This is a genomic window from Bacillus sp. AMCV2 (assembly GCF_056033925.1).
Map to the genome: position 1 here is coordinate 650,001 of NZ_JBVYIB010000002.1, position 20,148 is coordinate 670,148.

19 protein-coding genes, 2 tRNA genes and 2 rRNA genes (1 of these 23 cut by a window edge) are annotated in these 20,148 nt (G+C 42.8%); 19 read left to right on the plus strand and 4 right to left on the minus strand.

Features of this window, described 5'->3' with window-relative positions; translation table 11 throughout:
* The 9 genes from AC0OMA_RS03465 to tsaD form a co-directional block, all read left to right on the plus strand.
* Positions 1-125, plus strand: a 23S ribosomal RNA gene (locus AC0OMA_RS03465); it begins 2,803 nt to the left of the window's first position.
* A gap of 55 nt (positions 126-180) precedes the next feature.
* Positions 181-296: ribosomal RNA gene (gene rrf, locus AC0OMA_RS03470) — 5S ribosomal RNA — on the plus strand.
* Between the two features lie 14 nt (positions 297-310).
* Positions 311-387: transfer RNA gene (locus tag AC0OMA_RS03475), tRNA-Met, on the plus strand.
* A 60-nt stretch (positions 388-447) separates the two neighbouring features.
* A tRNA-Asp gene (locus AC0OMA_RS03480) sits at positions 448-524 on the plus strand.
* 180 nt (positions 525-704) lie between these two features.
* Positions 705-1,682, plus strand: a complete 978-nt coding sequence (gene thiL, locus AC0OMA_RS03485) for a thiamine-phosphate kinase (protein ID WP_322840104.1) — start codon at positions 705-707, stop codon at positions 1,680-1,682.
* Positions 1,683-1,696: 14 nt separating this feature from the next.
* Positions 1,697-2,173 (plus strand): tRNA (adenosine(37)-N6)-threonylcarbamoyltransferase complex ATPase subunit type 1 TsaE, encoded by a 477-nt coding sequence (tsaE, locus tag AC0OMA_RS03490; RefSeq protein WP_015715341.1) that lies wholly within the window; start codon positions 1,697-1,699, stop codon positions 2,171-2,173.
* The gene (gene tsaB, locus AC0OMA_RS03495; protein ID WP_322840103.1) at positions 2,154-2,843 is read left to right on the plus strand and encodes a tRNA (adenosine(37)-N6)-threonylcarbamoyltransferase complex dimerization subunit type 1 TsaB; all 690 of its coding nucleotides are present in this window, start codon (positions 2,154-2,156) and stop codon (positions 2,841-2,843) included. Before tsaE ends, tsaB begins: the two co-directional genes overlap by 20 nt.
* A gap of 9 nt (positions 2,844-2,852) precedes the next feature.
* Positions 2,853-3,308, plus strand: coding sequence for a ribosomal protein S18-alanine N-acetyltransferase (gene rimI / locus AC0OMA_RS03500; RefSeq protein ID WP_014476001.1), 456 nt, complete (start codon positions 2,853-2,855; stop codon positions 3,306-3,308).
* The gene (gene tsaD, locus AC0OMA_RS03505) at positions 3,301-4,341 is read left to right on the plus strand and encodes a tRNA (adenosine(37)-N6)-threonylcarbamoyltransferase complex transferase subunit TsaD (RefSeq protein WP_015382922.1); all 1,041 of its coding nucleotides are present in this window, start codon (positions 3,301-3,303) and stop codon (positions 4,339-4,341) included. Before rimI ends, tsaD begins: the two co-directional genes overlap by 8 nt.
* A 230-nt stretch (positions 4,342-4,571) precedes the next feature.
* Here tsaD and AC0OMA_RS03510 read toward each other — a convergent pair whose 3' ends face one another.
* On the minus strand, positions 4,572-6,500 hold the full coding sequence (locus AC0OMA_RS03510; protein WP_015482882.1) for an ABC-F family ATP-binding cassette domain-containing protein: 1,929 nt from the start codon (positions 6,498-6,500) through the stop codon (positions 4,572-4,574).
* Between the two features lie 125 nt (positions 6,501-6,625).
* Here AC0OMA_RS03510 and moaC point away from each other — a divergent pair, with 125 nt between their 5' ends.
* The 4 genes from moaC to tatC are packed head-to-tail and all read left to right on the plus strand — an operon-like array spanning position 6,626 to position 8,748.
* A complete protein-coding gene (moaC, locus tag AC0OMA_RS03515; RefSeq protein WP_003243499.1) occupies positions 6,626-7,138 on the plus strand; it encodes a cyclic pyranopterin monophosphate synthase MoaC in 513 nt (170 codons plus the stop codon).
* A complete protein-coding gene (locus tag AC0OMA_RS03520; protein ID WP_003234073.1) occupies positions 7,135-7,782 on the plus strand; it encodes a redox-sensing transcriptional repressor Rex in 648 nt (215 codons plus the stop codon). The genes moaC and AC0OMA_RS03520 overlap by 4 nt, the downstream gene beginning before the upstream one ends.
* A gap of 21 nt (positions 7,783-7,803) precedes the next feature.
* Positions 7,804-7,977, plus strand: coding sequence for a sec-independent protein translocase protein TatAY (tatAY, locus tag AC0OMA_RS03525; protein WP_003234072.1), 174 nt, complete (start codon positions 7,804-7,806; stop codon positions 7,975-7,977).
* Between the two features lie 6 nt (positions 7,978-7,983).
* On the plus strand, positions 7,984-8,748 hold the full coding sequence (gene tatC / locus AC0OMA_RS03530; RefSeq protein ID WP_072174264.1) for a twin-arginine translocase subunit TatC: 765 nt from the start codon (positions 7,984-7,986) through the stop codon (positions 8,746-8,748).
* 37 nt (positions 8,749-8,785) lie between these two features.
* Here the strand turns inward: tatC and AC0OMA_RS03535 are convergent, their stop codons facing one another.
* Together AC0OMA_RS03535 and AC0OMA_RS03540 are read right to left on the minus strand one after the other, a co-directional pair.
* A complete protein-coding gene (locus AC0OMA_RS03535; protein WP_003225680.1) occupies positions 8,786-8,977 on the minus strand; it encodes a YdiK family protein in 192 nt (63 codons plus the stop codon).
* Complete coding sequence (locus AC0OMA_RS03540) at positions 8,974-9,708, minus strand: CPBP family intramembrane glutamic endopeptidase (RefSeq protein ID WP_181218398.1); 735 nt, start codon at positions 9,706-9,708, stop codon at positions 8,974-8,976. Before AC0OMA_RS03540 ends, AC0OMA_RS03535 begins: the two co-directional genes overlap by 4 nt.
* 238 nt (positions 9,709-9,946) lie before the next feature.
* Between AC0OMA_RS03540 and groES the strand changes: the two genes are divergently transcribed.
* From groES to AC0OMA_RS03555, 3 genes are all read left to right on the plus strand, one after another.
* On the plus strand, positions 9,947-10,231 hold the full coding sequence (groES, locus tag AC0OMA_RS03545) for a co-chaperone GroES (RefSeq protein WP_003155970.1): 285 nt from the start codon (positions 9,947-9,949) through the stop codon (positions 10,229-10,231).
* A 46-nt stretch (positions 10,232-10,277) separates the two neighbouring features.
* Positions 10,278-11,909 (plus strand): chaperonin GroEL, encoded by a 1,632-nt coding sequence (gene groL, locus AC0OMA_RS03550; RefSeq protein WP_003234067.1) that lies wholly within the window; start codon positions 10,278-10,280, stop codon positions 11,907-11,909.
* Between the two features lie 699 nt (positions 11,910-12,608).
* The gene (locus AC0OMA_RS03555) at positions 12,609-13,604 is read left to right on the plus strand and encodes an alpha/beta hydrolase (protein ID WP_322840102.1); all 996 of its coding nucleotides are present in this window, start codon (positions 12,609-12,611) and stop codon (positions 13,602-13,604) included.
* 113 nt (positions 13,605-13,717) lie between these two features.
* On the opposite strand, the gene gutR is transcribed toward AC0OMA_RS03555, so the two are convergent.
* Positions 13,718-16,207 (minus strand): glucitol operon transcriptional regulator GutR, encoded by a 2,490-nt coding sequence (gene gutR / locus AC0OMA_RS03560; protein WP_181218430.1) that lies wholly within the window; start codon positions 16,205-16,207, stop codon positions 13,718-13,720.
* A gap of 201 nt (positions 16,208-16,408) precedes the next feature.
* Here gutR and gutB point away from each other — a divergent pair, with 201 nt between their 5' ends.
* The 3 genes from gutB to AC0OMA_RS03575 all read left to right on the plus strand — a co-directional run bounded on the left by gutB (position 16,409) and on the right by AC0OMA_RS03575 (position 19,992).
* A complete protein-coding gene (gene gutB, locus AC0OMA_RS03565; RefSeq protein WP_181218432.1) occupies positions 16,409-17,470 on the plus strand; it encodes a sorbitol dehydrogenase in 1,062 nt (353 codons plus the stop codon).
* Positions 17,471-17,543: 73 nt separating this feature from the next.
* Positions 17,544-18,935, plus strand: coding sequence for an MFS transporter (locus AC0OMA_RS03570; protein ID WP_474222419.1), 1,392 nt, complete (start codon positions 17,544-17,546; stop codon positions 18,933-18,935).
* A 94-nt stretch (positions 18,936-19,029) separates the two neighbouring features.
* On the plus strand, positions 19,030-19,992 hold the full coding sequence (locus tag AC0OMA_RS03575) for a carbohydrate kinase family protein (RefSeq protein ID WP_181218435.1): 963 nt from the start codon (positions 19,030-19,032) through the stop codon (positions 19,990-19,992).
* Positions 19,993-20,148: the final 156 nt, after the last annotated feature.

Sequence of the window (20,148 nt, forward strand, 5' to 3'; positions counted from 1 at the left end):
AAGATGAGATTTCCCATTCCGCAAGGAAGTAAGATCCCTGAAAGATGATCAGGTTGATAGGTCTGAGGTGGAAGTGTGGCGACACATGGAGCTGACAGATACTAATCGATCGAGGACTTAACCATATTTTTGAATGATGTCACATCTGTTATCTAGTTTTGAGAGAACACTCTCAATTTGTTTGGTGGCGATAGCGAAGAGGTCACACCCGTTCCCATGCCGAACACGGAAGTTAAGCTCTTCAGCGCCGATGGTAGTCGGGGGTTTCCCCCTGTGAGAGTAGGACGCCGCCAAGCATTACTTTTATCATCGCGGGGTGGAGCAGTTCGGTAGCTCGTCGGGCTCATAACCCGAAGGTCGCAGGTTCAAATCCTGCCCCCGCAACCAAATATATGATTAAATAAGGAGTGCCCTAAGGGTACAACCAAAATAATCTTATACAAATATGGTCCGGTAGTTCAGTTGGTTAGAATGCCTGCCTGTCACGCAGGAGGTCGCGGGTTCGAGTCCCGTCCGGACCGCCATTAATGTAAACGAAACGATCATGTTTTCGTTTTTTTTGTGTTTTCTTTTACTGTATCTTCTGCTTGGTGTCATAGCCAAGCTTTCTTTATATCGGGAACATCTTGGATAATTCAGCAAAATTCGATAAACTAGGAAGAGCACATATAGGCATAAGCAGGGTTGAAAGGAGATTTTGGTTCATGGATGAATTTGATTTGATACATAGCATTACTCCGCGGACCATTCACCATTCTTCCGTTGATGTAGGAATAGGTGATGATGCAGCGCTCTACACTGCGAAACACGGCGTTCAGGAAATTGTTTGTGTTGATACTATGGTAGAAGACGTGCACTTCAAATTACACTATTCCTCACCTGAAGATATCGGGTACAAGGCGTTAGCCGTTAATATAAGTGATATTGCCGCGATGGGAGGCATTCCGAAGTTTTATCTGGTATCACTTGCGGTACCTTCAAAATGGACTGAATCTGAAATCAAGGCGATGTATGAAGGAATGAATGAACTGGCGAAACTATATCATATGGATCTGATTGGCGGCGATACAGTTTCTACCGCTGACAAATTAGTCGTTACAGTCACTGTGATCGGTGAAATTGAAAAGGGACAGGCCTGTTTGCGCAGCTTGGCAAAACCGAATGATATTGTGTTTGTAACCGGTGAAATCGGTTCTTCTGCAGCAGGGCTTTCTTTATTGCTGGAAGAAACTAATCCTCAAAACTCATCTGTGGAAACGGATTACTTTATCCACAGGCATAAACGGCCTGAGCCAAGAGTAAGCGTCGGCAGATTATGCTCGAGTTTTAAACGGGCAGCTTTAAATGATGTTAGTGACGGATTGGCTAGTGAACTGAACGAGATTGCAGAAGCCAGCTGTGTTTCAATTGAAATTGTTGAAAGCATGCTTCCAATTCATTCTGATTTACCTAAGCTTCATCCTAACTGGAAAGAATGGGCTTTGTTTGGCGGTGAGGATTTTGAGCTGACAGGGACGGTTTCAAAAGAGGAGTGGGAAGTGTTGAAGCAGCAGTGCGTAGCACGTCAACTTCCCATTACAAAGATTGGCCATGTCAGGGAAAAAACAAAATCTAAAGTGATCCTAAAAACAGATCAAACATCAATGATCTTAGAGAAAAAGGGATATAATCATTTTAAATAAGACGGGTGACTCGTGTGAAGCAATTAAAATGGAGAACTGTAAATCCAGAAGAAACAAAAGCAATTGCCAAGCTGACGGCATCGTTTGCTAAACCGGGAGACGTCCTGACATTAGAGGGCGATTTAGGTGCTGGAAAAACGACTTTTACGAAAGGTTTTGCAGAAGGGCTGGGAATTACACGTGTTGTAAACAGTCCGACTTTTACAATTATAAAAGAATATAACGATGGCGTACTTCCTCTTTATCATATGGATGTGTATAGAATGGAAGATGAAAGTGAAGATTTGGGACTTGATGAATATTTTCACGGACAAGGTGTCTGTCTCGTTGAATGGGCTCATTTAATTGAAGAACAGCTGCCGCAGGAGCGACTGCAAATTGTCATCAAAAGAGCTGGTGATGATGAGCGGGAAATTACCTTTACTGCTGTCGGGAATCGGTATGAAATGCTTTGTGAGGAGTTAAGTAGACATGACAATATTAGCAATTGATACATCAAATTATACATTGGGCATTGCGCTGCTTCGAGAAGACACTGTTATAGCAGAATACATTACATATTTGAAAAAGAACCACTCTGTAAGAGCGATGCCTGCTGTTCATTCATTGCTGAATGATTGTGATATGGCACCGCAGGACCTTTCTAAAATTGTCGTTGCAAAAGGCCCAGGTTCATACACAGGAGTAAGAATAGGTGTGACGTTGGCCAAAACACTTGCCTGGTCTTTAGACATTCCAATAAGTGCTGTATCAAGTCTTGAGACGCTTGCGGCAAATGGCCGGCATTTTGACGGTCTGATCAGCCCAATCTTTGATGCTAGACGGGGACAGGTGTACACAGGTCTGTATCAATATAAAAATGGGCTTTTAGAGCAAGTTGCTCCAGATCAAAATGTGATGCTGGCAGATTGGCTGGAGATGCTAAAAGAAAAGGATTGTCCTGTTTTGTTTTTAGGTCACGACACTTCTATTCACAAGCAAATGATAAAGGATGTTCTTAGAACAAAAGGATTCATTGGAACTGCTGCTCAGCATAACCCGCGTCCTTCAGAATTGGCTTTTCTCGGGAAGGAAAAGGAAGCAGCTGATGTTCATGGGCTTGTCCCGGATTACTTGCGGCTGGCAGAAGCTGAAGCGAAATGGATTGAAAGTCAAAAGTAGGGTGATAGGATGAAAACAAAAGCAGCGGTCAGAAATATGCGGCTTGAAGATATAGATCACGTATACGAAATCGAAGCATCCTCCTTTACGTCTCCTTGGACGAAGGATTCGTTTTATCATGAGCTGCTGGAAAATCCATATGCTCATTATCTCGTGATTGAAAAGGACGGCCATGTTGCTGGGTATTGCGGGATTTGGATTGTGATGGATGATGCCCAAATTACAAATATAGCGATAAAACCAGAGTATCGCGGCCAGTCTTTAGGAGAAACGCTTTTTCGCTCAGCTGTTGAACTGTGCAAAGAAAAAGACGCAAGGCGGCTTTCGCTTGAAGTGAGGGTTTCGAATCATCCTGCTCAAGGCTTATATAAGAAATTCGGGATGCAGCCCGGCGGAATAAGAAAGAACTATTATACTGATAACGGGGAAGATGCGTTAATTATGTGGGTGACGATAAATGAGTGAGCAAAAAGACATGTACGTATTAGGAATTGAAACAAGCTGTGATGAGACTGCTGCAGCTATTGTGAAAAACGGGAGAGAGATCATTTCAAACGTAGTAGCCTCTCAAATTGAAAGCCATAAGCGCTTCGGAGGCGTTGTGCCGGAAATTGCTTCAAGACATCATGTTGAACAAATCACTTTGGTTATAGAAGAGGCGTTTCGCAAAGCTGGCATGACGTATAGTGATATTGATGCGATTGCAGTAACAGAAGGTCCGGGACTGGTGGGGGCGCTTCTTATTGGAGTGAATGCCGCTAAAGCATTGAGCTTTGCACATAACATTCCGTTAGTAGGCGTTCATCATATAGCCGGTCATATATACGCGAACCGTCTTGTAGAAGACATCGTGTTCCCGGCACTGGCATTGGTCGTTTCAGGAGGCCATACAGAACTGGTTTATATGAAGGAACATGGATCATTTGAAGTCATTGGGGAAACCCTTGATGATGCGGCAGGAGAAGCTTACGACAAAGTGGCGCGGACGATGGGATTGCCATATCCGGGTGGACCGCAAATTGACAAGCTAGCTGAAAAAGGGAATGACAATATTCCGCTTCCTCGCGCATGGCTTGAAGAAGGCTCTTACAACTTCAGCTTTAGCGGATTGAAGTCTGCGGTGATCAATACGCTTCATAATGCATCCCAAAAAGGGCAAGAGATTGCTCCGGAAGATTTGTCTGCCAGTTTCCAAAATAGTGTGATCGATGTCTTGGTAACCAAAACGGCGCGCGCGGCAAAGGAATATGATGTCAAACAGGTCCTTTTAGCCGGAGGAGTAGCTGCAAACAGAGGCCTCAGAGCTGCATTAGAAAAGGAATTTGCCCAGCATGAAGGGATTACGCTTGTCATTCCTCCATTAGCTTTATGCACGGATAATGCTGCGATGATTGCTGCTGCTGGTACAATTGCTTTTGAAAAGGGAATTCGCGGTGCATATGATATGAATGGCCAGCCCGGCCTCGAATTGACTTCTTATCAAAGTCTCACGAGATAATAGCGTGAGACTTTTTATCTGTTTGTTATTAACAGATAATTCACAATTTATCCACATGTCTGTGAGTAATTATAGAGATATAGATGGATAAAGGGCTGAAGTCGCTGTTAATAAAGTGGATAAATTCAGAATATTTTGTGGATATTGTGTATAAAGCGCTTACTTTGTTTTGCTTATTAGGGTATGTTCTGTGGATAAAAAGCACCTCTAAAAAGAGGTGCTTGACTTTTTTAATCTTCTTCTGTGGATAGTTCTTCCCATTCGGACAAAAGAGATTCCAGCTCCTGATTAAGCTTCTCATTGTCTGCATGGATAGCTTGTACTTTTTCATGGTCCTGATAGACTTCAGGGTCACATAGTAATTCATCATTGCGGCTGATGTTCTCTTCAATGGTTTGAACAGTGGTTTCAATTTCTTCAATCCGACGGAGTCGTTGGCGCTCTTTCTTTTTCCATTCTTTTTCTTCCTCGTAGGAACGTTTGGAGTCAGATTTCACTGTAGCTGGCGTTTTTTCAGTTTCCTCTTGCTGATTTATTTTCTCCAATTCAAGCTGCTCTGTTTTTTTCTCTGTATAATAATCGTAATCTCCCAGATACTCCTCTATATGGCTTGAAGAAAGCTCCAATACTCTTGTGGCGATTCTGTTAATAAAATATCTGTCATGTGAGACAAATAACAGTGTGCCTGGATAATCAATCAGCGCGTTTTCGAGAACTTCTTTGCTGTCTAAATCCAGATGGTTCGTCGGTTCATCAAGGATGAGAAAGTTGGCTTTTTGAAGCATCAGCTTAGCTAGAGCCAATCTTGCTTTTTCGCCTCCGCTCAGTGAATGAACTGGTTTCAGCACATCATCTCCGGAGAATAAGAAATTTCCGAGACACGTTCTGATTTCTTTTTCTGGAAGCCCGGGGTACTCGTCCCACAGCTCATCAAGGACACGTTTAGAGGAAGTCAACTCAGCCTGTTCCTGATCATAATAGCCGACACTGACATTTGAGCCGTATGAGATCGTTCCTTGATCTGGTTTTAGGGTGTCTATTAATGTTTTCAGCAATGTCGATTTACCAATGCCGTTAGGACCGACAAGCGCTGCGCTTTCTCCTCTTGTGAGCATGAATGACACTTCTGTTAAAAGCGGCGGCTGGTTTTCATAGCTGATTGTGAGATCCTGAACACGAAGGACTTCATTTCCGCTCTGTTTTGTAATATCAAAATGAAAGTTTGCGGATTTTTCATCGCCAAGCGGTTTTGACATGACTTCCATTCGCTCAAGCTGCTTTCTGCGGCTTTGCGCCCTTTTGGTGGTAGAGGCTCTCGCCAGATTTCGGTCTACGAAGTCCTGCAGCTTTGCAATCTCGTCCTGCTGCTTTTCATACATTTTAAGATCTTTTTCATACTGCGCGGCTTTTTGGTCGAGATAAGCGCTGTAGTTGCCGTGATACTTTTTGCTTTCTGCTCTTGATACCTCGTATACCTGGTTTACCACTTTGTCCAAAAAGTAGCGGTCATGCGAAACGATGAGGATGGCGCCTGAATAGCCTTGTAAATAATGCTCAAGCCAGGTAAGCGTATCAATATCCAGATGGTTTGTCGGCTCATCGAGAATGAGCAAATCAGGCTGTGTTAACAGAAGCTTACCTAAAGCCAGTCTTGTTTTCTGGCCTCCGCTGAGGCTTTGAACCTGTGTAGAATCGTCAAAATGGCTGAAGCCGAGACCATGCAGCACAGATCTTACATCCGCTTCATATTGATAGCCGCCTTTATCTTTGAATTCCTGCTGAAGGCGGTCGTAGGTTTTCATGATGCTTTCTAATTCACCCGGGTCAGCTGCCGCCATTTTTTCTTCCATAGCCCGCATTTCCTTTTCCATTGCTTTTAAGTGGTCAAAAACAGTCAGCAGCTCTTCTTTTATGGTAAGCTTAGAATCCAAGCCAGTATGCTGGGCGAGATATCCCATTGTAATATCTTTCGGTTTAATAATTTCGCCCTTTTCATACGAAAGCTGGCCTGCGATAATTTTAAGGAGCGTGGATTTTCCGGCGCCATTTCTTCCTACAATGGCGATGCGATCACGATTTCTGACTTCCAGCTTTATATTGTTTAAAATAGTATCAGCACCAAACGATTTGGACAGCTGATTAATTTGTAAGATCATCATATTATTTCACCTCTGCTATAATAAGTTAAGTGTAGCTTATGAACCAGAAGTCAGCAAACAATACATTGGCCATATAAGACATAGAGAAGAAAATAGTGTATGATCTGTTTAAGGAGCGTTTTAGTATGAATGGATTTTCTCATTTTAATGAACAGGGCAGAGCCCAGATGGTGGATATCAGCGAAAAATCTTCGACTGTCCGTACTGCGGCGGCTGTTTCAAGCGTACACATGAAGAATGAGGTGTACGAGAAAATACAGAGTCACGATATCGGCAAAGGAGATGTACTGGCTGTCGCACAGGTGGCAGGCATTATGGCCGCAAAGCAAACGTCGAATATCATTCCGATGTGCCATCCGCTTTCATTGAGCGGGGTAGATATATCGTTTGACTGGAAAATAAAAGAAGCAGAAGTTATACTTCATATAAAAGCACAGGTCAAAACGAAAGGGAGTACAGGTGTGGAAATGGAAGCGCTCACTTCTGCATCGGTGTGCGCTCTTACCGTTTACGATATGTGCAAGGCCCTTGATAAGGGGATGGTCATCGGCCCTACTTTCTTGCTGGAGAAGACAGGCGGGAAAAACGGTGACTTTAAAAGAGAACTATCCGAGTATAATTTGGAGGACCAAAAATGAATAAGGATCAATCAAAAATTCCGCAGGCGACGGCGAAACGGCTGCCGCTTTACTATCGCTTTTTAAAGAATCTGCATGCGTCTGGAAAACAGCGTGTATCATCCGCTGAACTCAGTGATGCCGTAAAGGTTGATTCTGCCACGATTCGGAGGGATTTTTCCTATTTTGGAGCTCTTGGCAAAAAAGGATACGGATATAATGTGGATTATTTGCTGTCTTTTTTCCGAAAAACGCTTGATCAGGACGAGATGACAGACGTCATCTTGATTGGTGTCGGGAACTTGGGAACGGCATTTCTTCACTATAATTTCACAAAAAATAATAACACAAAAATTTCTATGGCTTTTGATATAAATGAGAGTAAAATAGGAACTGAGGTAGGCGGCGTGCCCGTCTATAACCTTGATGACCTTGAACAACACGTAAAAGATGAATCAGTTGCCATTCTTACAGTGCCAGCAGTTGCCGCTCAATCCATTACAGACAGATTGGTCGCATTAGGAATCAAGGGAATCCTTAATTTTACGCCGGCCCGTTTGAATGTGCCGGAACACATTCGAATTCATCATATAGATTTAGCAGTTGAGCTTCAGTCACTGGTTTATTTTTTGAAGCATTACTCAGTTTTAGAGGAAATCGAATAGAGGGAAAGGAGGAGCCCAAATATGCCGATCGGTCCTGGAAGCCTTGCTGTTATCGCAATCGTTGCTCTGATTATCTTCGGTCCCAAAAAGCTGCCTGAATTGGGGAAAGCAGCGGGAGACACACTTCGTGAATTCAAAAACGCTACTAAAGGATTAACGAGTGATGAAGAGGAAAAAAAGAAAGAAGATCAGTAAGTTAGGATGACACGAATGAAAGTGAATCAAATGTCGCTGCTGGAGCATATTGCTGAGCTTCGAAAACGGTTGCTGATTGTAGCGCTGGCGTTTGTCGTTTTCTTTATTGCTGGATTTTTTTTAGCAAAGCCGATTATTGTGTATCTGCAAGAAACAGATGAAGCGAAGCAGCTTACGCTTAACGCGTTTAACCTGACAGACCCGCTTTATGTGTTTATGCAGTTTGCGTTTATCATCGGCATAGTCCTGACCTCGCCGGTTATTCTTTATCAGCTTTGGGCTTTTGTGAGCCCGGGTCTCTATGAGAAAGAGCGCAAAGTAACGCTCAGCTACATTCCGATCTCTATTTTGCTGTTTTTAGCGGGCTTATCTTTTTCATATTATATTTTATTTCCTTTTGTTGTTGATTTTATGAAGCGGATCTCTCAGGACTTGAATGTCAATCAGGTGATCGGAATTAATGAATATTTTCATTTTCTTCTGCAGCTGACGATTCCGTTTGGACTGCTGTTTCAAATGCCGGTCATCCTCATGTTTTTGACCAGGCTCGGAATTGTGACACCGATGTTCTTGGCGAAAATCAGAAAGTATGCGTATTTTACGCTGCTGGTGATCGCAGCCCTGATTACACCGCCTGAGCTTCTGTCCCATATGATGGTCACAGTCCCGCTTTTGATTTTATATGAAATCAGTATCCTTATATCGAAGGCCGCTTATCGGAAAGCACAGAAAAGCAGTGCAGCCGATCGGGACGTGTCTTCTGGGCAATAATAAAAAATCCATTTCTCATGCGAGAAATGGATTTTCTTTATTTTTGGTTCTTTTTGATTTTAAATGAAAAGGCGAACATCTTAAAAGAAATGCTGATGTTGTAAGCGGCGAACACCATCAGCAGGATGGAGTAAAATGACCACATGCTGCCTGGCGAGCTTGCGGCAAGATAAGTAAAGATGCACCCTACGGCAAAGTAGATCATTCCCCAAACTACCGGGTTTCTCATAAAAATAATCCTCCAATAATCAATTGCATTTGTGTGCTCAGCTGTTCAAGGTAATTCCGAACAGGCTCAAGCTGCATGATGACGACGAATGTATTCATCATTAAATGGGCGAAAATCGGCACCCATATCCGTTTTGTTCTCGCATATAAAAATGCAAATGTAAAGCCCATTGCTGTATATAGAAGGAGATGCTTCAAATCAGCGTGAACAATACCGAAGATAACCGAGCTGATCAGTCCTGCAAAAAAGAAATTCGTTTTTTCGTACAGCGCGCCGAAAATGATTTTTCTGAAGATGATTTCTTCTAATATAGGCCCGACGATGGAAGAAACGATAATCATGAGCGGGACTGCCTGAATGACATCCAGAATCGCTTGTGTATTTTCTGATTCTCTTCCGATGCCAAAAACATAATATTCAATAGAGCCTGCTATTCCTTGAGAGAAAAGGGCAATGAAAAAACCGGCTATCGCCCAAAGGATAGAAAGTCCGATTGAGTCCTTCTGTCCGTTTCGCAGCGTTTCTTTCGGAACGGTTCTCAGAATGAGCAGAACAATAAGGAGACAGGCGATAAAGCTGATGACGGACCATAATCCTTGTGCATGCAGCATATTTTCATTTGTAGGCTGTCCTCCGGCATAACCGAATTTAAATAACAAGGGAATCGCGATTAATGCGGAAAACTGCATGATGATATATGTCAAAATAATAAACCAATACTGTTTTCTCAAATGGTATGTACTCCTTTGTTAAGTGGGTTTCGTTCATCTACAGCTATTGTAACATAATCGGTACGGGGGTGAAAAAGCTAACGGAAAAGGGAGCGGAAAAGAATGATGTAAGCGTGAAAAATTTTTTATCTTATCACTTGAAATTGGAAGGGAGATTCTTTATTATAAGAATTGTGTTAGCACTCTTTAGTGCTGAGTGCTAAAATTACATATTCATACTATTGAGGAGGTTATTACATTGTTAAAGCCATTAGGTGATCGCGTTGTCATTGAACTCGTAGAATCTGAAGAAAAAACTGCCAGCGGAATTGTGTTGCCGGATTCTGCAAAAGAAAAACCGCAAGAAGGCAAAATCGTGGCAGCTGGTTCAGGTCGCGTGTTAGAAAGCGGAGAGCGCGTTGCTTTAGAAGTAAAAGAGGGCGACCGCATTATCTTCTCAAAATACGCAGGTACTGAAGTGAAATATGAAGGTACTGAATACTTAATCTTACGTGAAAGCGACATTTTAGCTGTTATCGGCTAATTCTTAAATAAACAATACTTAAAACATTTGAGGAGGTCTTGTAAACATGGCAAAAGAAATTAAGTTTAGTGAAGAAGCTCGCCGCGCAATGCTTCGCGGTGTCGATGCACTTGCTGATGCTGTTAAAGTAACTTTAGGACCAAAAGGACGCAACGTGGTTCTAGAGAAAAAATTTGGTTCTCCGTTAATCACAAATGACGGTGTAACAATCGCTAAAGAAATTGAACTCGAAGACGCGTTTGAAAACATGGGTGCGAAGCTTGTTGCTGAAGTAGCCAGCAAAACAAACGACGTTGCCGGTGACGGTACAACAACTGCGACAGTTCTTGCGCAAGCAATGATCCGTGAAGGCCTTAAAAACGTAACAGCAGGCGCTAACCCTGTAGGCGTGCGTAAAGGGATGGAACAAGCTGTAGCGGTTGCGATCGAAAACTTAAAAGAAATTTCTAAGCCAATCGAAGGCAAAGAGTCTATCGCTCAGGTTGCTGCGATCTCTGCTGCTGATGAGGAAGTCGGAAGCCTTATCGCTGAAGCAATGGAGCGCGTAGGAAACGACGGCGTTATCACAATCGAAGAGTCTAAAGGCTTCACAACTGAGCTTGAAGTTGTTGAAGGTATGCAATTCGACCGCGGATATGCGTCTCCTTACATGGTAACTGACTCTGATAAGATGGAAGCGGTTCTTGACAATCCTTACATCTTAATCACAGACAAAAAAATCACAAACATTCAAGAAATCCTTCCTGTGCTTGAGCAGGTTGTTCAGCAAGGCAAACCATTGCTTCTGATCGCTGAAGACGTTGAAGGCGAAGCACTTGCAACACTTGTTGTGAACAAACTTCGCGGCACATTCAACGCAGTTGCTGTTAAAGCTCCTGGCTTCGGTGACCGCCGTAAAGCAATGCTTGAAGACATCGCTGTCCTTACTGGCGGAGAAGTCATCACAGAAGATCTTGGCCTTGACCTGAAATCTACTCAAATCGCTCAATTGGGACGCGCTTCTAAAGTTGTCGTTACTAAAGAAAACACAACAATCGTTGAAGGCGCTGGCGAAACAGACAAAATTTCTGCCCGCGTGACTCAAATCCGCGCTCAAGTGGAAGAAACAACTTCTGAATTCGACAGAGAAAAATTACAAGAGCGTCTTGCAAAACTTGCTGGCGGCGTAGCTGTCATCAAAGTCGGCGCTGCGACTGAAACTGAGCTGAAAGAGCGTAAACTTCGCATCGAAGACGCCCTGAACTCAACTCGCGCAGCTGTTGAAGAAGGCATCGTATCCGGTGGTGGTACAGCGCTTGTCAACGTATATAACAAAGTCGCTGCAGTTGAAGCTGAAGGCGATGCTCAAACAGGTATCAACATCGTGCTTCGCGCGCTTGAAGAGCCAATCCGTCAAATCGCACACAATGCGGGTCTTGAAGGATCTGTCATCGTTGAACGCCTCAAAAACGAAGAAATCGGCGTAGGCTTCAACGCTGCAACTGGCGAATGGGTAAACATGATCGAAAAAGGTATCGTTGACCCAACAAAAGTTACACGCTCAGCTCTTCAAAACGCTGCGTCTGTAGCTGCAATGTTCTTAACAACTGAAGCCGTTGTCGCTGACAAGCCAGAAGAAAACGCTGGCGGCGGAATGCCTGACATGGGCGGCATGGGCGGTATGGGCGGTATGATGTAAAACCGACAAAAAAACCTTGATTTACAAAGGTTTGTCGGCAATGGACCTCATTTTTGATGCCCTATTGATCCATTTATAAATTTTCGAGGCTTCTCATGAGTTCACCGAGCTTGTGAGAGGCTTCTTTTTTTCTGTCTTTCGTAGTTTGATTTTTTCAGCACTGTTCTATATCGATTTTCAATAGTTTTGATAATCCCGATATGAATTATTCAATTGACCAAAATACAAAATTCTACCGGCTCAGATTCCTGTGTACGTCTTCTTTGACAAACGGCTTACTGTAACTTCAGTAAACTGCATTTCTGTTATGATTATAAAAAGGGTTTAAAAATTATTCGTCCAAACCTCTGTTACTTCTCTCCCTAATGCAGACAGGAGATGGTATCCTCTCATAAGACAAAAAAGCCCCAGTTATCTAAATAAATAGTGTCACCAACACTCTTAGACGTTTCTAAAAGCAAAACACTGTCAAAGAGAAATCCTTTTAAATTTTCTATTTGTGCTGCTTTTTAGCTACTAAGACGATGTATGTTAAATATATAGAACGGCAGAATAATCTGATTCTCAAAAATTCACTGGCGCTGTAGTTAGGTTCTTCCACCAACATCTTGATAATATTCATCCCTACTCTATGGAGACCGACATTCCAATTATTAAATCTAATATTAGTTTTTTATGATTACCAAGGAGGACTTAATAGTGCATTTTTCAGAAATGATAGATCGCTTGGCTTTATATGATTTACACAGAAAAAGAAGCAAAGATAAACATTTTTCTGCTGCTATTGCAGCCGATATCGATGATAGAGAGGAATTTTACAGTGCAAATATAGCTGATGTTTCAATGGACTTGAATGAATCTAAAAAAAATTATAGGGTTGGAACATTTCGTTATGAATCCTTAATTCAAACAGGGAATCCTGTTAATGATACTTTAAAAGGGGAGGTTTTTTTAAATAAAAATGATATAGATCAACCCAATGTCATCTTTGTACACGGCTGGCGCATGGATTCGTTCGATAGAATCAAAAAAATATTTCATAAACGTATAATGAACGATTTAGGCTGGAATATGTATTATTATTCTCTTCCATACCATTTTGAAAGAGAACCAGAAAATTCACTGTATAGTGGCGAGTTGATGATTAGTGCAAATATTGATCGTACAATTGAGTCGACAAGACAGGCCATTGTCGATTTACGGGCATTAATTCACTGGATAAAAGCAAATAAAAAAGGCCCTGTTATCATAGGGGGGGTAAGCTTAGGGGGATGGGTTACTAATCTAATTGCAACCCTAGAATCCCAAATTGATGTAGTGGTATCAATCTTTTATGCCAATCGCCTTTCTTATTCAATATGGAACACGATCCCAGGTAAATTCATAAGAGAAGAATTAGAACAAAATGGTGTGACCTATGAAGATTTAACAAAATATTGGAATATCACAGATCCTAGTCAAGCCTTGCCGAAAGTTAATAAAGATAACATTCTGCTGATTTCTGCTAAACATGATCAGTATATTGACTTAAAAGATGCAGATTATTTATGGGAAAGCTGGGGGAAACCCACAAGATATGTCTACAATTGTGGTCATTCCGGTATTGTTCTTTGTCGCAAAAAGCTGGCAAATGATACGCTTTCCTTTATAAGAGAAAGGATAAATACGAGAAAACCTGGTTCAGTACATTTGTAGACCTTAATTTGTAGACCTTAATAAGAAACGAAAGGCCAACTGCAACTTCAGTTGGCCTTTCCTATTTATAATAAAGAAACTGAGTGAGATTGCTGACAGAACTATTATGCGTACTAGTCGTTTTCTTTAATCACCATTGCCAGTTCTTCCACCTCTCCCCGAATCCCAATCGCAGGCTCCCACGAATCAATCAAACGAATCGCCTTTTGATTAGATTCTATCGCTTTCGTTTTCTCTCCTTTACGGTACAACAGCTGCGCCATCCCGTAAAAATAATAGATCAACTCAACCTGATTGGCGTTATGTTTGTCATAGAGCATTTGCTCAAAGGCTTCTTCCGCTTTCTCAAATTGACCACATTTCACGTAAGCGACACCTAGATTGAAATAGGCTTCTATCGTTTTTTCGCCGCCGTACGTGGAGCTGATTTCATTTGCCGCTTCGTATAATTGAATGGCTTCTTCATGATGACCTCTCGCAAAGCTTAAGTCACCGCGAACCAATAGAACTCTGTGTTGAATGGTAGGGGAAATCGGTTGATTTTCGATTTCGTTTAAAATGGTCTCTGCTTTTTCCTGTTGCCCGTCTTTTAAAAAAAGCCTTGCTTTGAGTGCGTGTCCCCAAACCTTTAGATCATAGGCATCGTGAGCGTCTGATTGTTCCAGAATCCTCAGCCCGGATTCAATTTGCTGTAAGGCCCTGTCTAAATCATTGACTTCCATCAGAGCCCAGCCTGCTGTGTCGATTCGGAAGTACGCTTCTCGTGTGTGTTGGCCTAATTGATGGGCGGCGTCGGCGGCTTTGCGTCCGTATTCGATTCGCAAGGGCAGGTTGATTCTGCTTAGAAAATGGCTAATGCGGGTGATGAGTTCGATTAGGATTTCTTTTTGTTCAGTTTCACTTGCCCATTGGATGACCTTTAAGATGTTTGGCCATTCTTGTTTCATTTGATCTAAGTTCCGTCCCAGCAGGTAGCTCCAATAGATAGAGTTGGGCTGTTCCCGCTTTAAATGGGTTTCGGCATAATCAACATAATAGTGCGCCCAGCGATTGCGGGCTTCTTTTTCATATTCGTGCTGTTCGGACAAGTGCTGTTCTCCGTAAGCGACAACGGTTTGGTGCGCTAAGTATTGTATCCTGCCTTGGCTTCGTTCCGGCTGAATCAGCGCATATGACCGCATTTGTTCCATAGCGTAATGAAAACGGCGGGCGTCTAATCCGGCTGCTGCCGCCAGGCTTTTTTCATCAGGCTGCTTGCTGAAAAAGCAAAGCGTCTGCCATAGCTTTCGCGTATCTTCATTGCATCTATCCCAGGTGCGGCCAAAGAGGAATTCAAACAATTCCAGCAGTGAGTAGCCTGCTTTTCCAAGCTCATGAATCAGCTGCTGAGCGGGGATGTCATCGTCTGACATATAGGCAATGCTGAGTGCCATGGCTTTCGGGTTTCCGGCAGTCGCTGAAATGAATTCGTTTTTCAGGTCAGATGATAGATGTAACAGCTGCTCCAGCTTTTCCCGTTTATTTTGAATGTTGCATGTTTGTAAGCATCGGTGCACTTCTTGCTGAAAAAAATCCAAGGCATCTGTTTGGTCAAGGCCGCTCAGCTGAATAGCTGTCATTTCTCCGAAGCTTTCCCGATAAGTTTGCTTTACGTTTTCCCGCGCTGTGAGGAGAACTTTCACGCCTTGCGGAAGGCTGGTGATAAATTCATGAATGTCACGTTCTGCAGTATCAATGCTGTCAACGATCAGCAGGATCGGTTTTTCTCTAGTGTAATTAGCTAACGCATTGCGGACGACGAATCGTTTTTCATTGATTGATTTATCGATTTGTTCTGTGCGTCCGAGCTGATAGGCGATCGTATTTAAAAAATCGCTAAAGCTCAATCCTTTCCAATCAGCGCTGACCCAAATGATGCTGTTGAACGCCGGCCAATCTGAAGTATCGTCGACACAGGAATAGGCGGCTTCAAGAGCGATTGTGGTTTTACCCATACCAGCCCAGCCGGTGATTAAACAGACTGGTGACGGAGAAAGCATCCATTGCCGTATCGCTTCCATATCAAAGCTGCGTCCGATAAAGCGTCCGGACCAGCGTGAGGGTAAATTATGAGTGATAGGCTGTTCTGTAAGCGCATTCGTTTCATGGCCGGGTCTGTCATGAAACAGCCGTTTTACTACATTTTCAATTTCGCCTTCACTCGGAGCCCCGAATAATCCGTCTTTTCGCAGTATTTTCGCTTTTTTCAAACAGGATGCTGCCCATACAGGCAATGCGGGTTTGATGACTGGGATAGTGGTGGCTTCCAGCAAGTCGGTCAACCACTCGATATCCAAGTCGGTCTTTTCGAGAATGATCCAGATCATTCCGAACAGTTTTCCGTCGTCGATTCTTCCGGGAATGTAGTTTGCCCCCATCTGTCCGATCCAGCTTTTGATCGTGTTTGGGGAGACTCCCAGCTGGAGTGCGATTTTATCTATGTAAGACTGTCCTGTTTTTTCATTCTTTTTCCTTCTGACTTTATAATCAGGATGAAGTTTTAGCGTTTTGACGCCAGGTGCCAGCAGTTGTGCAAATTGTTTTCGGTTTTCAAGTTCAGCCATAAGCCTGCACCTCCTATTAGTACTATTTTATCAATCCAGCGTTTTTTGTATATGAAAAAATAAAAGTACAGTGCCGCTGTCCTTTTATACAGCAGGAAAGGCTGTTGAACGTGTTGAAAAGCAGATAAAATGGGGGCAGTAACAGAGAAAACAAAAATGTATGCACTTACATTTTATTTTCTAAAGAAAGGAACTTGCCAAATGACTCACACAGTACCTCAAAACATGAAAGCGGCTGTTATGCACAACACAAGAGAGATCAAAATTGAAACATTGCCTCTGCCTGATATCAATCATGATGAAGTGTTGATTAAGGTGATGGCTGTCGGAATTTGCGGATCTGATCTGCATTACTATACAAATGGCCGAATAGGCAACTATGTTGTGGAAAAACCATTTATCCTTGGGCATGAATGTGCGGGTGAAATTGCCGCTGTCGGATCATCTGTCGATCAATTCAAGGTGGGAGACCGCGTCGCTGTAGAACCGGGTGTTACGTGCGGGCGCTGTGAAGCGTGCAAAGAAGGGCGCTATAATCTTTGCCCGGATGTACAGTTTTTGGCTACACCGCCGGTAGACGGCGCGTTTGTCCAATATATTAAAATGCGTCAGGACTTTGTTTTTTTAATCCCAGACTCACTTTCTTATGAAGATGCTGCTTTGATCGAGCCGTTTTCTGTCGGCATCCATGCGGCGGCCAGAACGAAGCTACAGCCCGGATCAACGATTGCGATTATGGGGATGGGCCCTGTTGGGTTAATGGCTGTTGCCGCAGCTAAAGCATTTGGGGCAGGCACAATCATTGTCACCGACTTAGAGCCGCTGCGGTTAGAAGCTGCGAAAAAAATGGGAGCGACTCACATTATTAATATACGTGAACAGGATGCACTTGAAGAGATTAAAACGATCACGAATGATAGAGGCGTTGATGTTGCTTGGGAAACAGCAGGGAATCCAGCGGCATTGCAATCCGCACTGGCTTCTGTGCGCCGGGGCGGAAAATTGGCGATTGTCGGTTTGCCTTCACAGAACGAGATTCCGCTCAACGTACCGTTTATTGCGGATAATGAGATTGATATTTACGGGATCTTCCGTTATGCCAATACGTATCCGAAGGGAATCGAATTTCTTGCTTCAGGCATTGTGGACACGAAGCATCTAGTAACGGACCAATATTCGCTGGAGCAGACGCAAGATGCGATGGAGCGGGCGCTTCAATTTAAGAATGAATGTTTAAAAGTGATGGTGTATCCAAATCGCTGAGTGAACAGGGAGGATCTTCGTATTCTCCCTCTTGTTTACTGGAAATGAAAACGGATTCTTGGGGTGGGAAATGATGATTGAAACAGAAAAAGTAACGGCAATGAAAGTGAAGCATCAGTCAAAATCCAGTACCGGACTGTCCTGGTTTGAACGAATCGGTTATGGATTCGGCGATATGTCGTATAATATTATCTTTCAGTTTGTAAACGCATACTTATTATTTTATTATACAGACGTCGGCGGCATTCAGCCTGCGGTGATCGCAACTTTGTTTCTTGTTGTGCGTGTGCTGGATGCTATTTTTGACCCGATCATGGGATTGATTTTAGATAAAACGAATACAAGGTGGGGAAAAGCAAGACCATATTTGCTGTGGGTGGCATTTCCTTTTGCGCTATTCACATTCTTATGTTTCACGACGCCTCATTTTGGTGAGACCGGAAATATGGTATATGCGTATGTCACTTATATTCTGCTTGGGATGTCCTTTAGTATGCAAACGATCCCGGTGAACAGCTTAACGGGGCGGATGACGAATTCGGTGGAGGAACGAACGGTTCTGACCACAACCCGGATGATTTTGGTGTATATCGGCATTCTTTTATCCATTTCCTGTGCGACACCGCTTGCAACTGCTATCGGAGGAGAGGATCAGGCGTTTGGATTTCAAATGACTGCGCTCATCTATGCGGCGGTTAGCATTGTTTTGAATCTATTCAGTTTCTTTACTGTACGGGAGCGGATTCAGCCTAAAAAGAGAAACAAACAAGGGATCAAAAAGACATTATCCGTTTTATTCCGAAACAAACCCTTGCTCATGTTAATTTCATCATTTTTGGCTTTTGCGATCGGGTTTAATATTAAGCTCAGCACGATGGTGTATTATTTTACGTATAACGTAAACCATAAAGAGTTCGTGTTTATGGGCATCGTTTTATTTTTCGGAGCAGCGCTGATCAGCAATTTGTTTATTCCTTTCTTTTCTGAGAAGTGGGGCAGAAAACAAGTCATGATCATCACGGCAGCTCTATCGCTTATTTCTTATGCCGGCCTGCATTTTACGCCGTATTCTTCAATTCCACTCATTTTCATTTGGCTTTTCGCTTCAGGATTTTTCACAACGCCTTTAAATACGCTTGCTTGGGGAATGGTTGCGGATTGTGTTGATTATGCGGAATGGAAAACCGGAATTCGCGCGGATGGTGTGGTGATTTCGAGCATGAGCTTTATTAATAAGCTGGGTGTTGCATTAGCCGGGTCATTTTCGGCCATTTATTTAGGGTTCGCCGGGTATGTGGCGAATACAGACCAGACAGTTGCGTCATTGAATGCCATTAAAAATATGAATGCTTTGATTCCGGGATTTTTCATTTTGCTTTCTATTATTCTTATCGCCTTCTATCCTTTAACGGAAAAAAGATATAAACACATCATCTCTGAGCTGGAGCAAAGGTCTGCGAGATAAACATATGTAAAATTTTTAATATTCAATGTTGTATTTATGGCAGAAAGTAATATACTGAGACTGTAATCTAGACTTTATAAATGAGTGTGATAATATGCGTAGTCATTCTGTAGTTTGTATTGGGGAATTGTTGATTGATTTCTTTTGTACCGATGTTGACGTTGATTTAATGGAAGGGCGCCATTTCCTGAAAAGTGCCGGCGGGGCACCGGCGAATGTGTCAGCAGCAATTGCTAAGCTGGGCGGAGACGCCGCTTTCAGCGGAAAAGTAGGAAAGGATCCATTTGGGTATTTTCTGAAGCAAACATTGGACGCTGTACATGTCGATACCTCTATGCTGGTGATGGATGAGAAAGCGCCTACAACGCTTGCTTTTGTTTCATTAAAACAAAATGGAGAGCGTGACTTTGTTTTTAATAGAGGCGCGGACGCTTTGTTTACGCTGGAGGATATTGACCAGGAAAAACTAAACGAAGCGAAAATTCTTCATTTCGGTTCTGCGACGGCACTGTTATCCGATCCGTTTTGCTCAGCCTATTTACGGCTGATGTCGATTGCGAAAGACAATGGACAGTTTATTTCGTTTGACCCTAACTACCGTGAAGATTTATGGAGGGGAAGAGTCTCAGAGTTTGTAAGTGTTGCGAAAAAAGCGATCGCTGTAAGTGATTTTGTGAAAGTCAGTGACGAGGAGCTTGAGATTATAAGCGGTGTGAAGGATCATGAAAAGGGTGTTGCGATCCTTCATGGGATCGGAGCCAACATTGTCGCTGTGACACTTGGGAAAAGCGGAACGCTTCTTTCCAATGGAAAAGATCATGAAATCATTCCAAGCATTCCGGTGACATCAATCGACTCAACAGGAGCCGGAGATGCTTTTGTCGGTGCGGCTTTATATCAATTGGCAAACACGGACCATATTCAATCTGTAGAAGCAGATTTTGTGAAACTGCGTGAGATTGTGGCGTTTGCCAATAAGGTCGGAGCTCTTGTGTGCACTAAAATTGGAGCGATTGATGCACTGCCGAGCTTGGATGAGATTGAAGTTTCTTTGTAAATCATTGAAGATGTTCCTTGAAAGTCTTTGGACTTTTGGGGGCATCTTTTTTTATTGCTTACATTTTTGTTCAGGTAAAAAGTTGTATATTTTTTGTTTGAAATGTCATTTTTTATTAAAAAAGTGAAACTTTTAACGATAATAAATAGTATATGT

Bases quoted from the DNA above. Each gene is read 5' to 3' on its own strand.
- thiL (WP_322840104.1), top strand. From the start codon at position 705: ATGGATGAATTTGATTTGATACATAGCATTACTCCGCGGACCATTCAC.
- tsaB (WP_322840103.1), top strand. From the start codon at position 2,154: ATGACAATATTAGCAATTGATACATCAAATTATACATTGGGCATTGCG.
- rimI (WP_014476001.1), top strand. From the start codon at position 2,853: ATGAAAACAAAAGCAGCGGTCAGAAATATGCGGCTTGAAGATATAGAT.
- tsaD (WP_015382922.1), top strand. From the start codon at position 3,301: ATGAGTGAGCAAAAAGACATGTACGTATTAGGAATTGAAACAAGCTGT.
- AC0OMA_RS03510 (WP_015482882.1), bottom strand. From the start codon at position 6,500: ATGATGATCTTACAAATTAATCAGCTGTCCAAATCGTTTGGTGCTGAT.
- moaC (WP_003243499.1), top strand. From the start codon at position 6,626: ATGAATGGATTTTCTCATTTTAATGAACAGGGCAGAGCCCAGATGGTG.
- AC0OMA_RS03520 (WP_003234073.1), top strand. From the start codon at position 7,135: ATGAATAAGGATCAATCAAAAATTCCGCAGGCGACGGCGAAACGGCTG.
- tatAY (WP_003234072.1), top strand. From the start codon at position 7,804: ATGCCGATCGGTCCTGGAAGCCTTGCTGTTATCGCAATCGTTGCTCTG.
- tatC (WP_072174264.1), top strand. From the start codon at position 7,984: ATGACACGAATGAAAGTGAATCAAATGTCGCTGCTGGAGCATATTGCT.
- AC0OMA_RS03535 (WP_003225680.1), bottom strand. From the start codon at position 8,977: ATGAGAAACCCGGTAGTTTGGGGAATGATCTACTTTGCCGTAGGGTGC.
- groL (WP_003234067.1), top strand. From the start codon at position 10,278: ATGGCAAAAGAAATTAAGTTTAGTGAAGAAGCTCGCCGCGCAATGCTT.
- gutR (WP_181218430.1), bottom strand. From the start codon at position 16,207: ATGGCTGAACTTGAAAACCGAAAACAATTTGCACAACTGCTGGCACCT.
- gutB (WP_181218432.1), top strand. From the start codon at position 16,409: ATGACTCACACAGTACCTCAAAACATGAAAGCGGCTGTTATGCACAAC.
- AC0OMA_RS03570 (WP_474222419.1), top strand. From the start codon at position 17,544: ATGATTGAAACAGAAAAAGTAACGGCAATGAAAGTGAAGCATCAGTCA.
- AC0OMA_RS03575 (WP_181218435.1), top strand. From the start codon at position 19,030: ATGCGTAGTCATTCTGTAGTTTGTATTGGGGAATTGTTGATTGATTTC.